This is a genomic window from Micromonospora sp. NPDC049801, from assembly GCF_040656575.1.
Classification (GTDB): domain Bacteria; phylum Actinomycetota; class Actinomycetes; order Mycobacteriales; family Micromonosporaceae; genus Micromonospora.
On sequence record NZ_JBFAMS010000001.1, the window covers coordinates 686954 to 701168 of the forward strand.

Below are 14215 nucleotides of genomic sequence, written 5' to 3' on the forward strand. Positions count from 1 at the left end.
GGGGGCTTGAACGTTCTGAGCTAACACTAGCCGCTATGAGCCCGATTCGGTCCCACGCAACACCCTCGTCACTGAACCTTGATCGCCAAGGGGTGGTCTGCGGGGTCGTTAACGGCGTTCGGGTACCGTCGGAGGCTGGTACGGGAGAACATGGGGGGTGCACCGGTGGCCGAGGTCGCGACCGACCAGTTGCAGGTCTGGGTGGACCAGGATCTCTGCACGGGCGATGGGCTCTGCGTGCAGTACGCGCCAGAGGTGTTCGAGTTCGACATCGACGGCCTGGCGTACGTCAAGGGCGCCGACGGTGAGCTGAGGTTGGCCCCGGGCAGCCGGGTCGACGTGCCCGAGCACCTGCGACTCGAAGTGATCGACTCCGCGAAGGAGTGCCCGGGCGACTGCATCCACGTGGTGCGCGGCGACGGCGTCGAGGTCGCCGGCCCGGACGCCGAGGACGACTGAACCGACGCCGCGCGGTCCGCGCGACGCCGGCCCCAACGGGGTACGCCTCAGAGCATCGGGCGGCCGACCACCGAGGCGACCAGCCGTGCGAACTCCTCCAGTCGGGCGATCTGCCCGGCCCCACCGTCGTCGAGGGTCTTGCCGAACCGCAGCGCGTCGTGCCGGGGCGTACCGGCCATCTCCTCGCTCGGCGGCGCCTCGTCCAGCGAGGTGAGCAGCAGGTAGACGTCGATGCTGTCGACCCGGATCTCGCCGCTGTCGGAGCGGTTCAGTCGCCGCCGGCAGCCCACCTCGGTGACCGTGGAGACGGGCACCACCCGCAGCGACGACGTCATCGAACCGGGCGGCCCCTCCCCCGGCGGCACGTCCTCGCCGTGCCAGAGGATCAGCCGGCTGCCGTCGCAGACGACGACCTCCTGCCACACCCCGTTGACCTCGTTGACGAAGCGTTCCAGGGTGAAGCCGAGCACCGAGGCGCCGCGCAGCACCCCGCCGAGCGCTTCCAGCGCGACGTCCGGGTCCCGCAGATAGGCGCGCGCCGCCGACTCCAGGTCCTGGTAGGGCGACCAGTCCGGAAACACGGCGGGCAGGTCGCCGCCGCCGTAACCCGGTCGGCTCATCGGGCCGCCTCCCCCCGCTCACCGATGGTCACGGCCTGTCCATCTCCCCCGTCGCGTCGGGCTGCCCGTCGGCGGCCTGGGCGGCGGCTGCCTGGCGGGCCGCCTCGGCCGCGCGCAGGTCCTCGCGGCGCTGCACGTACGCCTCGGTGCCCTTGCTGGGTTTGCGGCGACGCGGCGGCGCGGTGACGCCCGGGGCGAGCTTGCGCGCCGAGACCAGGAACGCCGTGTGCGCGATCATCCGGTGGTCGGGGCGGACGGCGAGGCCCTCGGCGTGCCAGTCGCGCACCATCGACTCCCAGGCGCGCGGCTCGGTCCAGCCGCCGCGCTCACGCAGCGCCTCGACCAGCTCGGAGAGCTGCGGGGTGGTGGCCACGTAGCCGATGAACACGCCGCCTGGCACCAACGCCCGCTCGACCATGTCGAGGGTCTCCCAGGGGGTGAGCATGTCCAGGATGATCCGGTCGAAGCCGGTCTCCTGGCACTGCGCGACGTCGCCGACGTGCAGGTGCCACGACGGGTGCGGCCCGTTGAAGAACGCCTCGACGTTGCGCTTGGCGATCTGGGCGAAGTCGTCGCGTACCTCGAACGAGTGCAGCTCGCCCTCGGTGCCGACGGCGCGCAACAGGGAGCAACTCAGCGCGCCGGAGCCGGCGCCGGCCTCGAGGACCTTGGCGCCGGGGAAGATGTCGCCCATCGCGACGATCTGCGCCGAGTCCTTCGGGTAGATCACCTGGGCGCCGCGCGGCATCGAGAGCACGTAGTCAGACAGCAGCGGACGCAGCGCCAGGAACGCGGTGCCGCCGCCGGAGGTGGTCACCACGCTGCCGTCGGGCAGCCCGATCAGCGCGTCGTGCGCCAGAATGCCGCGGTGGGTGTGGAACTCCTTGCCGTGCTCCAGCGTGACGGTGTGCATCCGCCCCTTGGGGTCGGTCAGCTGCACCCGGTCGCCGGGCCGGAACGGGCCTCGGTGCACGGGTGTCAGCGTCCGGGGGGCGTCGTCGGCTGCGACGGTGGAGGGAGTTGCGGTCACGGTGTCATCTTCCGGTTGGGTTCGAGGAGCTGTGCCAGGTCCCCGATGTGCAGAATGCCGACGACATCTTCGCCTGACGTCACCACGTACTGCGCGCCCGGGTGGGTCTGCACGGCCTCCATCACCCGTTCGCCGTCGAGTCCCAGCGTCAGGGTGGGGAGCGCGGTGAGCGGCCGGGCGACGGAGTCCACCGCCAGCCAGGCGCGACGCTCGACGGGTACGGCCGCGGCGGCGGCCGGGTCGACCAACGCCACCGGGCGGCCGGTGGAGTCGGTGACCAGCAGCGCGGCGGCGGGCTGCCCGCCCTCGGCGCGGCGGCGCTGGGCCTCGGCCAGCGGCGTGCCGGTGGTCACCGGCCAGATCGGCCGAGCCAGTTGGGCCAGGTCGATCAGCGGGAACCGACGACTGACCCGCGCGGCGCGGATCGACTGCCCGGCGCCGCGCCAGAGGGTGACGGCGACCAGCAGCATCAGCGGCAGCGCCACCGGGGCCAGGTGGTCGGTGGCGGTCAGTATCCCGACCAGCGCGGCGGTGCCGACGGCGACGACCCGGCCGGCCCAGCCGGCGACCTCGGTGCCACGGTGCCGGTCGCGGGTGAGACCCCACACGGCGGCGCGTAGCGCCCGGCCGCCGTCCAGCGGCAGCCCGGGCAGGATGTTGAACACCGCGACGATGACGTTGCTCAGCGCGAGCTGGAAGGCGAGCTGGTGGCCGACGGTGCCCGCCGGCAGGGCGAGGGTGGCGGCGACCGCGAGGGCGCCGAGCACCGCGGAGACCGCCGGGCCGGCCAGCGAGACCAGCAGGTCGATCCGGGGCGTCGGGGCGTCCCGCTCCATCTCGGTGTACCCGCCGAGCAGTTCGAGGGTGATTCCCCGCACACCGATGCCGTAGCGGCGGGCGGTGAGCGCGTGGCCCAGCTCGTGCAGCAGCACCGAGCCGAGCAGGGAGACCACGAATCCGAAGCCGATGAGGTAGCCGCTGATCTGCGGCAGGTCCAGTTGTCGGCGGGCGAACTCGGCGTAGAGCACGGCGACCAGCACGGCGAGCAGGAGCATCGACGCGTTGAGGTGCAGGGGCACCCCGAACACCCGGCCCACGCTCAGACCGGGTCGCCGGTCGGACCGGCGCGGCGGCCGGGAGGTCTGCTCCATCGCACCGATGCTACGGACCGGTCACCTGCGGGGCGGGCGGCGGGCGGTGTCACACCGGTGCCCTAACCTTTGCGCACATGACGGCGGAACCGGTCACCACCCCCCAGTCCTCTCCCCCGGCGCAGACGCCGCCGACGGTGCGGGCCTCGCTGTCGCCGTCGCGGGCGGCGGATTTCAAGACCTGCCCGCTGCTCTACCGGTTCCGCAGCATCGACCGGTTGCCCGAGCGGACGACCCTAGAGCAGGCCCGGGGCACGCTGGTGCACGCGGTGCTGGAGCGGCTGTTCGACCTGCCCGCGTCGAGCCGCACACCGGCCGCGGCCGGTGACCTGGTGGCCCCCCAGTGGGACCGACTGGTCACCGAGCAGCCGGAGCTGGCCGCGATCTTCGACGATGCCGAGCCGGCCGGTCCGGTGGAGTTCCTGCGCTCCGCGGCGGGGCTGCTCGAGGGCTACTTCGCGGTGGAGGATCCGACCCGCCTGGAACCGGCCGAGCGCGAGAGCCTGATCTCGGCGGTCGTCGACGAGGAGCTGCTGATCCGGGGCTACCTCGACCGGCTCGACGTGGCCCCGGACGGCGCGCTGCGGGTGGTCGACTACAAGACCGGCGGCGCGCCCCGGGAGGCGTTCGAGGCGCGGGCGCTGTTCCAACTGAAGTTCTACGCGTTGGTGCTGTGGCGCACCCGTGGGGTGGTGCCCCGGGTGCTGCGCCTGCTCTACCTGCGCGACGCCGAGGTTTTGGACTACACGCCCGACGCCGACGAGCTGCTCCGCTTCGAGCGCACCGTGGTGGCGCTGTGGCGGGCGATCGAGCAGGCCACCGCCCGGCAGGACTTCCGACCCCGGCCGAGCAAGCTGTGCGACTGGTGCAGTCACCAGGCGCTGTGCCCGACGTTCGGCGGCACCCCACCCCCGTTCCCCGTAACGGCGACAACCGCCGACCCCCTCCGCGACGCCCGCACCACCCCCACACCCCCCGGCGCCGACGAGTAACCCCACCGCCCACCCGCACCCCGCCCCGCCCCGCCCCGCCCCGCCCCGCCGATCTTGCACTTTCGGATGGCGACTTCATCGGATTCGCACCGTTTATCCCCCCAGAAAGTGCAAGATCGACGGCGTCAGGAGGGCCCAGCCCCGGCACCGCCCGACCGGAGCGGTGCGGTCCGGGTCGGGACAGGGCGCCCGGCCGACCTCTACCGTGGTCCGCGACGCACAGGCCGGTGGAGCGGGGACGGGAGACGAGATGAGCGATCGGGTGGCCCCGGCGCGGCCGGTACGGATCCTGCTCGCCGACGACCAGCCGCTGCTGCGCACGGGCTTCCGGATGGTGCTGGGCGCCGAGGGCGACCTGGACGTGGTGGCGGAGGCCGGTGACGGCGTGGAGGCCGTGGAGCTGTCCCGACGGCTCCTGCCCGACGTCGTGCTGATGGACATCCGGATGCCCCGGATGGACGGGGTGGCGGCGACCCGGGCCATCGTCGACTCCCGCCTGCCGGTGCGGGTGCTGGTGCTGACGACGTTCGACCTCGACGAGTACGTGGTGGGGGCGCTGCGCGCGGGCGCGAGCGGATTCCTGGCCAAGGACGTACCCGCCGAGGAGCTGATCGCGGCGATCCGCACGGTGGCCGGCGGGGACGCGGTGGTCGCGCCACGGATCCTGCGGCGACTGCTCGACCGCTTCGCCGACCTGTTGCCCGACCCGGCGGCGACGCCGTCGGCGGCCCTCAACGCGCTCACCGACCGGGAACGTGAGGTGCTGGTGCAGGTGGCCCGAGGACTGTCCAACGCCGAGATCGCGGCGGTGTTGTCGGTCAGCGAGACGACCGTCAAGACCCACGTCGGGCACCTGCTGACCAAGCTGCGGCTGCGCGACCGCGTGCAGGCCGTCGTGCTGGCGTACGAGTCGGGTCTGGTCCGCCCACGGGCGTAGTCGCCACGCGGCGACTACCTCACCCGGCGTACCCGAAGATCCCCCCGGGGAGGGACGGCCCGGCTTGCCGTCGTCACCTACCGTGACCGGAGGCGGCGTCGCGCGGTTGACCCTCCTGTGACGTGCGGGGGAAGTGTGCAAAACCGGTCGATCGGCCGTCGGGTCAGGGGCAACCCTGATGCGGCATGGGGGTGCACCCGCAGCGGGAAATCCGCTGCGCGTCCCCCCAGGGGCGGACGGGACGGGCGCTCGCAGCGCCGATGATTGAACGGTCGCGCCGGACCATCGGGGGGCGGCGTGGGATTCGGACAGACGGAAGAGGTAGATGACGTGACCGCGACGGTAGGCCGGCAGGCGCAGGCCGCGGCCCGGGCGAACGACGTGTGGAAGGTGTACGGCAGCGGCGAGGCCCAGGTCATCGCGCTGCGGGGGGTAAGCGCGGAGTTCGAACGTGGCCGCTTTACCGCGATCATGGGGCCGTCGGGTTCCGGCAAGTCCACGCTGATGCACTGCCTCGCCGGTCTGGACTCGGTCACCCGGGGGACGGTGTCGATCGGTGAGACGACGGTCACCGGGCTGGGCGACTCGGGGCTGACGAAGCTGCGCCGGGAGAAGGTGGGCTTCATCTTCCAGCAGTTCAACCTGCTGCCGACGCTCACCGCCAAGGAGAACATCCTGCTGCCGATGTCGATCGCCGGGCGCAAGCCCGACCAGGCCTGGTACGACACGGTGATCAAGACGGTGGGCCTGCAGGACCGGCTGGACCACCGGCCGGCGCAGCTCTCCGGCGGTCAGCAGCAGCGGGTGGCGTGCGCGCGGGCGCTGGTCGCCCGCCCCGAGGTGATCTTCGCGGACGAGCCGACCGGCAACCTGGACTCGCGCTCCGGCGCGGAGGTGCTCGGCTTCCTGCGCGACTCGGTGCGCGAGCACGGTCAGACCATCGTGATGGTCACCCACGACCCGACCGCCGCCGCGTACGCCGACCGGGTGGTCTTCCTGGCCGACGGTCAGATCGTGTCGGAACTGATCGAGCCGACCGCCGACACCGTGCTGGACACCATGAAGAAGCTGGACACTCCGGCCGAGGTGGGCAACTGATGTTCCGGGCGACACTCAAGAGTCTGCTGGCCCGCAAGGTCCGGCTGATCCTGTCCGCGCTGGCGGTGGTGCTCGGGGTCATGTTCGTCTCGGGCGCGTTCGTGCTGACCGACACGCTGGGTCGCTCCTTCGACTCGGTGTTCGCCGACGGCTTCTCCGAGATCGACGTGAACGTCGCGGCGAAGCCGAAGATCGAGGTCAGCGAGTTGGAGGGCGAGCAGACCTCCGCTCCGCTGCCGGCCGCCGTGGTCGACCGGGTCAAGCAGGTGCCGGGGGTGGCCTCCGCGACCGGTGTCGTCAACGCCGACGGCGCGCGGGTGATCGGCAGCAACGGCAAGGTCGTCACGTCGTTCGGTCCGCCGCAGCTCGGTGAGAACTGGGTCGGCGAGAGCGACCTGCTGCAACTGCGCGAGGGCCGCGCTCCGCAGGCCGACGACGAGATCGTGATCAACAAGTCGCTGGCCACGACCGCGAAGGTGCGCGTCGGCGAGAAGGTCGGCGTGCTGACCGCGTTCGAGTCGAAGAAGCGGGACTTCACCCTCGTCGGCATCGCCGGTTACAGCGGTGACCGGGACTCGATCGGCGGCGTCAACGAGGTCTTCTTCACCACCCCGGTGGCGCAGCGGCTGATGCTGGGCGAGCCGGACACCTTCAGCAGCGTCACCGTCCGCACCGCCGGCGGGGTCTCCGACGAGGCGCTGCGCGACGACATGGCCCGCACCCTGGGTGCGGACTTCGACGTGAAGACCGGCGAGCAACTGGCCGAAGACGCCGCGGCGAGCCTGAAGGAGGGCCTGTCGTTCTTCAACAAGATCCTGCTGGGCTTCGCCGCGGTGGCGCTGCTGGTCGCCACGTTCCTGATCCTCAACACCTTCTCGATCATCGTGGCGCAGCGCACCCGGGAGTTGGCGCTGATGCGCGCCATCGGGGCGAGCAGCCGCCAGATCATCGGCTCGGTGGTGCTGGAGGCCATCGCGGTCGGTCTGCTCGCGTCGGTGCTCGGTCTCGCCGCCGGCATCGGGGTGGGCGCGCTGCTGGCGTTCCTGTTCGGCAAGCTGGCCGGTGGGCTGACCCTGGCCGGGATCGGCGTGCCGGCGGCGGCCGTGATCGGGTCGTTCGGCGTCGGCCTGGTGATCACCGTGGTGGCGGCGCTGCTGCCGGCGCTGCGGGCCTCCCGGATCCCGCCGATCGCCGCCATGCAGGACGTGGCCACGCCGGACCGGTCGTTGACCAAGATCACCGTGGCCGGGTCGGTGGTCACCGGCATCGGCGCGGTGCTGCTGTTCCTGGGGCTCAGCGGCAACGCGGGCGGCCAGACGCTCGCCACCATCCTCGGCGGCGTGCTGTTCGCCTTCATCGGTGTGGCGCTGCTGACTCCACTGATCAGCCGGCCGGTGGTGAACCTGCTCGGCGCGATCTTCTCCTGGTCGGTGCCGGGCAAGCTGGGCCGGCTCAACTCCGGGCGCAACCCGCGCCGCACGGCCATCACGGCCGCCGCGCTGATGGTCGGCATCGCGCTGGTCACCGGCATCACGGTGATCCTGGACTCGGCCAAGAGCAGCATCAGCGCGCTCGCCCAGGACACCATCAAGGCCGAGCTGGTGATCGCCGGTCAGCAGGGCGGCCCGCGTCCGCCGAGCTTCGACCCGAGCGTGCTGGACCAGGCGAAGGCGCTGCCCGGCGTGCGGATGGTCGACGGCGAGTACGGCGACATGGGGCGCATCGACGGCGAGAGCACGTGGGTGGCGGCGAGCAGCGACATCGCGTCACTGCGGCAGATCTTCGGCGCGAAGGCCGCCGCGGGTGACATCGACCGGCTCTCGCCGACGCAGATGCTCGCCAGCTCCGACACCGCCAAGTCGCGGGGATGGTCGGTCGGCTCGACCGTCAGCGTGCAGCTGACCCGGGGCGAGGCCCGCACGTACACGATCAGCGGCATCTACGAGTCGTCGCAGCTGACCAACCCGGTGACGTTGCCGGCGACGGCGGCGAAGGACTTCGCGATCCCGCAGCCCATCCAGGGCTTCATCCAGCTCGCGCCGGGGGCCCGGGTGGCTGACGTGCAACCGCGGGTGGAGACGCTGCTCGCGGATAGCCCCGAGGTGTCGGTGGCCGACCGGGACGCGTTCATCAAGCAGCAGACGAGTTCGCTCGACGGGCTGCTCACGATGATCAAGATCCTGTTGGCGCTGGCCATCATCATCGCCGGGCTCGGCATCATCAACACCCTGGCGCTGTCGGTGCTGGAACGGACCCGGGAGCTGGGTCTGCTGCGGGCGATCGGCCTGCGGCGCGGCCAGACGATGGGCATGATCACCGTGGAGGCGGTGGTGATCTCCGTGTTCGGTGCGCTGCTGGGCGTGGCGGTCGGCACCGGCCTCGGCGCCGCGGTGGTCGAGGCGCTCAAGGACGAGGGCATCACCGACCTGAACCTCCCCTGGGGGCAGATGGTCGTCTTCCTCGGTCTCGCCGCGATCATCGGGGTGGTGGCCGCGGTGCTCCCCGCCGTGCGGGCGGCCCGGATCAACGTCCTGGGCGCGATCGCCCACGACTGACGCCAGGTACGACAACGAGGGGGTCCCGCACCGCGGGGCCCCCTCGTTCTTTCCGGCCGCGGCTTTCCTTCAGGCCGCGGCGCGGTCGGTCAGCAGCGCCGCCAGCGCCGCCAGGTCCACGCCGACCAGGCTTCGCACCTGGTGTACGGCGGGGATGGGGGGCAACGCCACCTCGGCGGGTACGGCCAGCACGGCCGCCCCGGAGGCGAGCGCGCTGGCCACCCCGGTCGGTGAGTCCTCGATCGCCACGCACCGCTCGATCGGCGCGCCCAACAGCCGGGCGGCGGTCAGGTACGGCTCGGGGTGCGGCTTGGCCGCCACCACCTCGTCACCCGCGACCACCACGTCGAAGGTGTCCCGCCCGAGGGTGTCCAGGGCGACCTCGACCAGCGCCCGGGGGCTGGAGGTGACCAGGGCGGTGGGGACTCCCGCCGCGCGGACCGCGTGCAGCAGCTCGAACGCGCCCGGCCGCCAGGGCAGACCGGTACGGAACAGCTCCAGGATCCGGGCGTTGATCCACGCCGCGCTGATCTCCGGATCGCGCTCGGGTTGGCCCAGGTCGTCGTGCAGGATGCGCATCGACTCGGCCATGGCCGTGCCGATGATCGACCGGCGGGCATCGACGGACAGCTCCCCGCCGTACTCGCGGGCCAGCTCCTGCAACGCGACGTCCCACAGCTTCTCGCTGTCGACCAGCGTGCCGTCCATGTCGAAGAGCACGGCGGCGGGGTGTTGGCTGCTCAGCGGATCCTCCAGGGGTCGTGACCGACACCGGCGATCCTGCCAGCCGGGTCCGCCGCCGGTGGCGGCAACGGCTCCGAGGGTGACCGGGGCAACCCCGCTCAGCTCAGGTCGCACTCCTTCAGCGAGCGTTCGTAGCCACGGAAGAACCTGTCGGTACGCTGTTCGGCGGTGCCGTGCGCGCCCTCGGCGAACCACGGCTGGTCCGGGTCGTCGCCGACCGCCGCCACGCCCTCGCGGAACTCGTCCAGGTCGCCCTTGGCGAGTTTCAGGTCGCCGGCGCGCACCGAGTCGCCGAGGTACGCCCCGGCCATGCAGTCGGCCTGCAACTCCTGCTGGATGGTGAAGCTGTAGTTGATGCCCAGGCGCACCTGGATGCCGTGGGCGTACTCGTGACCGAGCAGGTAGAACACGAACGCGTCACCGACCTCGCGGAACGCCGCCACCGACCAGGCCACGTCGTACGCGATGAAGTCGCCCTGCGAGCAGTAGACCGCGTTGTTGCGCGGCAGTGGCTGACCGCCGCAGGAGACCTCACCGGCCCGCTGGTACGGGGTGACCCGCCGGATCGGCGTGAAGCGCTGCCCGGACGCCTTGAACTGGGCCGCCCAGTAGCGCTCCGCGATCGCCTGCGCGTCGGCGACGTCCTGTTTGAACTCGGCCACGGTGGTGGTGCTGTCGGCGCGGGTGGTGTTCGGCTCCGGCGAGGCGGCCGGCGGGTTCGCCCCTGGACGTTCACCCTCCGGCTCGGCCAGGCCACCTCCCGCGCAGGCGAGCGACACCAGCGCGACGACCACCAGGCCCACGAGAGGTCCCCGCGCGACGCGTCCCGACCATGCCCCCACTGTGCCTCCCCAGACCTCGGCGCCCGCACCACGCCATACCCCGACGGTACGACCACCACGCCCGTCACCGGATTCACGCACAACCACCCCGGACGGTTCACACCCCGCACAGACCCCCTCCCCCTCCCACCCCGGACCCCCTCCCCCTCCCCCGGACCCCCGCCCCTCCCCCCGGTGATCAAGAAGTTTGCGTCAGCCCGTGCGGCGTGTCGTGACGCGAACCTCTTGATCACCGGGCCCATCGGGTGGGGGTGGGTGGGGACGGTTCACCTGGTGGGGGTCGGGGTCGGGGGGCCAGAATGGGCCGGGGCGGAGGTGGCCGTCCGGTCGGGAGGGCGACGTGCACGTGCTCGGCAGCCGTCGACGAAGCCAACCGGCCCCGGCGCATGTCGTGTGGCGGTCGCTGCGGGACCCGTACGAGGCCGGCAGTCGGCCCTGGCTGGAGTTGCGCGACGACGAGGTGCCGCCACGGGTGGTGGCGGGGTACGCGCCGGTGCTGCTGGTGTGGTCGTCGCTGTGGCCGCACCGGCCACTGGACGAGATCCGTTTCGACATCTCACCCGGGCATCCCGGCGGTGACTGCGCGGTGCGCTGGACCCTGACCACCCCCGACCCGGACCTGCCCAGCGAGAGCACCCTCGGCTACCTCCGCCACCGCCTCAACTACCTGATCAACAACCGCCTCCGCCTCTCCTACGGTCAATAACCCCCCACCCACCTACCGCCGTTGATCATGAAGTTATCGCGCCGACACGCCGACATCGATGGCAATAACTTCATGATCAACGGGGCGAAAGCGGGGGCGGGCGGGAGGGGCGGGGATGTCCGGGGGGTGGGGTTGGGTTCGACGTTTCTGGTGAGCGGTGCCGGGGCGGCACCGGGAACAGGAAGGCCACCATGAAATACATGATCATGCTTTACGGGTCGCAGCGGGACTACGACGCGTTGTCGGGCCGGCCCTCCGACCGGCCGGCCATGTCGGCTGAGCAGGTGGCGGCCATGCACCAGCACATGGAGACGTTCCACCAGGCGCTCGCCGAATCCGGGGAACTCGTCGACGCGCGGGGCCTGAGCGAGCCCGTGCACGCCCGTCGCGTACGGGCGCAGGGCGGGACGCCCGTGGTCACCGACGGCCCGTACGCGGAGACGCAGGAGGTCCTGGCGGGTTACACGGTCGTGGAGTGCGTCAGCTTCGACCGGGCCACCGAGATCGCCGCCGGCCTGGTCGACCCGGACACCCCGGGGGCGTACGTGGACGTGCGGCCGGTGCTCGAGGGCGTCGAGGACCTGGCCGGCTGAGCACGTGCCCGAGACACCCGCCGAGGACCTGCTGCGCGAGTTGGCGCCGCAGGTCCTCGGCGCGCTCGTCCGGCGCTTCGGGCACTTCGACACGGCCGAGGACGCGGTGCAGGAGTCGTTGATCGCGGCGGCGGACACCTGGCCGCGCGACGGCGTACCGGACAGTCCCCGGGCGTGGTTGATCACCGTCGCGTCCCGGCGGCTCACCGACCTGCTCCGGCGCGACCAGGCGCGGGCGCGGCGGGAGGAGAGGGCGGCCCGGTGGATGCTGCCGGAGCAGTGGCTCGCGCCGGCCGCCGACCGACTCCAGGACGCCGACGACACGCTCATCCTGTTGTTCCTGTGCTGCCATCCGGCGCTCACCCCGGCGTCGCAGATCGCGCTGACGCTGCGCGCGGTCGGCGGATTGAGCACCGCGGAGGTGGCCCGCGCGTTCCTGGTGCCGGAGGCGACCATGACCCGGCGGATCAGCCGGGGAAAGCAGCGAATCCGCGACAGCGGCCTCCGGTTCGCCCCACCGACGGCAACCGAGCGCGCCGATCGGGTCGCCGCGGTACTGCACGTGCTCTACCTGGTGTTCACCGAGGGGTACGCGCGTACCGCCGGGCCGGGGCTGCTGCGCGCCGACCTGACCGCCGAGGCGATCCGACTGACGCGGTTGGTGCGAAGGCTGCTGCCCGACGACCCCGAGGTCACGGGACTGCTCGCGTTGATGCTGCTCACCGACGCCCGCGCGCCGGCGCGGATCGGTCCACACGGCGAGTTGGTGCCGATGGCCGAACAGGACCGCGCCCGGTGGCGGGCCGACCAGATCGCCGAGGGCGTCGCGTTGGTCGGCGAGGCGCTGCCGCGCGGGCCCGTCGGGCCGTACCAGCTCCAGGCGGCCATCGCGGCCGTGCACGACGAGGCGCCGAGCGCGGCGGCCACCGACTGGGCACAGATCACCGCCCTCTACGAGGTGCTGCTGGGCCTGTCCGACAACCCGGTGGTGGCGCTCAACCACGCCGTCGCGGTGGCGATGAGCCGCGGGGCGCGGGCCGGCCTGGCGCTGCTCGCCCACCTGGACGGCGACGGCCGGTTGGCCGACGATCCGCGGCTGCCGGCCGCCCGCGCCCACCTGTGGGAACTGACCGGTGAGCGGGCCGCGGCGCGCGAGGCGTACCGGATGGCGGCCGCACGCTCGACGAACCTGGCGCAGCAGCGCTACCTCAACGCCCGCGCGGACCGGCTGGTCGACGACCCGCCGGCCGCCGGCTGAGGTAGCGACCCGGCCGGGCGTCGACCCCAGCCGAACGCCCACAGCCGAGGCGGGCCGGGCGGACGGTGGCGTCAGGGGCTGGCGGCGAGGAAGACGAACGCGGCCAGCAACACGAGGTGGACGCCGCCCTGCAACACGTTGGCCCGCCCCGGTACGACGGTCAGCACCGCCGTCACCGCGGTGAGGGCCAGCAGCGCGAGCTGGGTGCCGCCGAGGCCGAGCAGCAGCGGGCCGTCCAGCCAGATCGAGGCGATGGCGATGACCGGAATGGTCAGACCGATGCTGGCCATCGCGGAGCCGAGGGCGAGGTTGAGACTGATCTGTACGCGGTCGCGGCGGGCGGCGCGGGCGGCGGCGAGGGTCTCCGGCAGCAGCACCAGCAGGGCGATGATCACACCGACGAACGCGTGCGGCAGGTTGGCGGCCGCCACGCCGGCCTCGATGGTCGGTGAGACGGTCTTGGCGTCGCCGACCACCGCGACCAGCGCGACCAGCAGCAGGGCGAGGCTGACCAGCGCCGCGCGGGTGGTGGGCGGCTTGGCGTGCTCCTCCGCGTCGATGACCCGACCCTCGGTGTCGACCGGCAGGAAGTAGTCGCGGTGCCGGCCGGTCTGCACCAGCACGAACAGCCCGTACAGCGCGAGCGAGGCGACGGCGGCGAAGGTGAGCTGGGCCGGGCTGAACTCCGGGCCGGGCCGGGCGGTGGTGAAGGTCGGGATGACCAGGCTCAGCGTGGCCAGGGTGATCACCGTCGCCAGGGCGCCGCCGGTGCCCTCGGGGTTGAACACGGCCACCCGCCGGCGCAGCGCCCCGAGCAGCAGGGACAGGCCCAGGATGCCGTTACACGTGATCATGACGGCGGCGAAGACGGTGTCGCGGGCGAGCGACTGGGTCTTCTCCGGGCCGCTGATCATCAGGGTGACGATGAGGGCCACCTCGATGACGGTGACCGCGACGGCGAGCACCAGCGAGCCGTACGGCTCCCCCACCCGGTGTGCCACCACCTCGGCGTGGTGCACGGCCGCGAGCACCGCGCCGCCCAGTAGCGCGGCGACCACCACGACGACCGGGCCGGGGAGATCTCGCCCCCACGTCACGAGCAACACCAGCACCGCGAGCACGGGTACGGCGACGGTCCAATCGAGCAGGCGGGATCGAAGCTGGGCTGGCATGCGTCAAGAGTGCCAGGTCACATGATCATGTGCCCACCATCGATGCGCCTCGTGGCGT

At 72.3% G+C, this 14215-nt stretch carries 14 protein-coding genes; 8 read left to right on the forward strand and 6 right to left on the reverse strand.

The features are described 5' to 3' along the window. Positions 1-165 precede the first annotated feature (165 nt). The gene (locus AB0I89_RS03275) at positions 166-459 is read left to right on the forward strand and encodes a ferredoxin (protein WP_357119276.1); all 294 of its coding nucleotides are present in this window, start codon (positions 166-168) and stop codon (positions 457-459) included. A 47-nt stretch (positions 460-506) separates the two neighbouring features. On the opposite strand, the gene AB0I89_RS03280 is transcribed toward AB0I89_RS03275, so the two are convergent. The 3 genes from AB0I89_RS03280 to AB0I89_RS03290 are packed head-to-tail and all read right to left on the reverse strand — an operon-like array spanning position 507 to position 3260. Then, entirely contained in the window at positions 507-1079 is a 573-nt protein-coding gene (locus AB0I89_RS03280) for a hypothetical protein (RefSeq protein ID WP_007459901.1), read from the reverse strand. 28 nt (positions 1080-1107) lie between these two features. Beyond that, positions 1108-2061: a tRNA (adenine-N1)-methyltransferase gene (locus tag AB0I89_RS03285; RefSeq protein ID WP_357119489.1), complete on the reverse strand. Its 954-nt coding sequence runs from the start codon at positions 2059-2061 to the stop codon at positions 1108-1110. Between the two features lie 44 nt (positions 2062-2105). Further along, positions 2106-3260 (reverse strand): site-2 protease family protein, encoded by a 1155-nt coding sequence (locus AB0I89_RS03290; RefSeq protein WP_357119280.1) that lies wholly within the window; start codon positions 3258-3260, stop codon positions 2106-2108. Between the two features lie 77 nt (positions 3261-3337). Here AB0I89_RS03290 and AB0I89_RS03295 point away from each other — a divergent pair, with 77 nt between their 5' ends. The 4 genes from AB0I89_RS03295 (at position 3338) to AB0I89_RS03310 (ending at position 8842) form a co-directional block, all read left to right on the forward strand. Beyond that, positions 3338-4252, forward strand: a complete 915-nt coding sequence (locus tag AB0I89_RS03295; protein WP_357119283.1) for a RecB family exonuclease — start codon at positions 3338-3340, stop codon at positions 4250-4252. 250 nt (positions 4253-4502) lie between these two features. Next, positions 4503-5189 (forward strand): response regulator transcription factor, encoded by a 687-nt coding sequence (locus tag AB0I89_RS03300; RefSeq protein ID WP_355053013.1) that lies wholly within the window; start codon positions 4503-4505, stop codon positions 5187-5189. 330 nt (positions 5190-5519) lie between these two features. Next, a complete protein-coding gene (locus AB0I89_RS03305; RefSeq protein WP_357119286.1) occupies positions 5520-6287 on the forward strand; it encodes an ABC transporter ATP-binding protein in 768 nt (255 codons plus the stop codon). After that, positions 6287-8842, forward strand: a complete 2556-nt coding sequence (locus AB0I89_RS03310) for an FtsX-like permease family protein (protein ID WP_357119289.1) — start codon at positions 6287-6289, stop codon at positions 8840-8842. The genes AB0I89_RS03305 and AB0I89_RS03310 overlap by 1 nt, the downstream gene beginning before the upstream one ends. Before the next feature lie 69 nt (positions 8843-8911). On the opposite strand, the gene AB0I89_RS03315 is transcribed toward AB0I89_RS03310, so the two are convergent. Together AB0I89_RS03315 and AB0I89_RS03320 are read right to left on the reverse strand one after the other, a co-directional pair. Further along, a complete protein-coding gene (locus AB0I89_RS03315; RefSeq protein ID WP_357119492.1) occupies positions 8912-9562 on the reverse strand; it encodes an HAD family phosphatase in 651 nt (216 codons plus the stop codon). 122 nt (positions 9563-9684) lie between these two features. Next, a complete protein-coding gene (locus AB0I89_RS03320; protein ID WP_357119291.1) occupies positions 9685-10428 on the reverse strand; it encodes a neutral zinc metallopeptidase in 744 nt (247 codons plus the stop codon). Positions 10429-10768: 340 nt separating this feature from the next. Between AB0I89_RS03320 and AB0I89_RS03325 the strand changes: the two genes are divergently transcribed. The 3 genes from AB0I89_RS03325 to AB0I89_RS03335 all read left to right on the forward strand — a co-directional run bounded on the left by AB0I89_RS03325 (position 10769) and on the right by AB0I89_RS03335 (position 12985). Further along, positions 10769-11134, forward strand: a complete 366-nt coding sequence (locus tag AB0I89_RS03325) for a hypothetical protein (protein WP_357119293.1) — start codon at positions 10769-10771, stop codon at positions 11132-11134. Positions 11135-11334: 200 nt separating this feature from the next. Then, positions 11335-11727, forward strand: coding sequence for a YciI family protein (locus AB0I89_RS03330; protein WP_357119296.1), 393 nt, complete (start codon positions 11335-11337; stop codon positions 11725-11727). 4 nt (positions 11728-11731) lie between these two features. Continuing rightward, positions 11732-12985, forward strand: a complete 1254-nt coding sequence (locus tag AB0I89_RS03335) for a sigma-70 family RNA polymerase sigma factor (protein ID WP_357119299.1) — start codon at positions 11732-11734, stop codon at positions 12983-12985. A 71-nt stretch (positions 12986-13056) separates the two neighbouring features. Here AB0I89_RS03335 and AB0I89_RS03340 read toward each other — a convergent pair whose 3' ends face one another. Further along, entirely contained in the window at positions 13057-14157 is a 1101-nt protein-coding gene (locus AB0I89_RS03340; RefSeq protein ID WP_355053005.1) for an ionic transporter y4hA, read from the reverse strand. Positions 14158-14215: the final 58 nt, after the last annotated feature.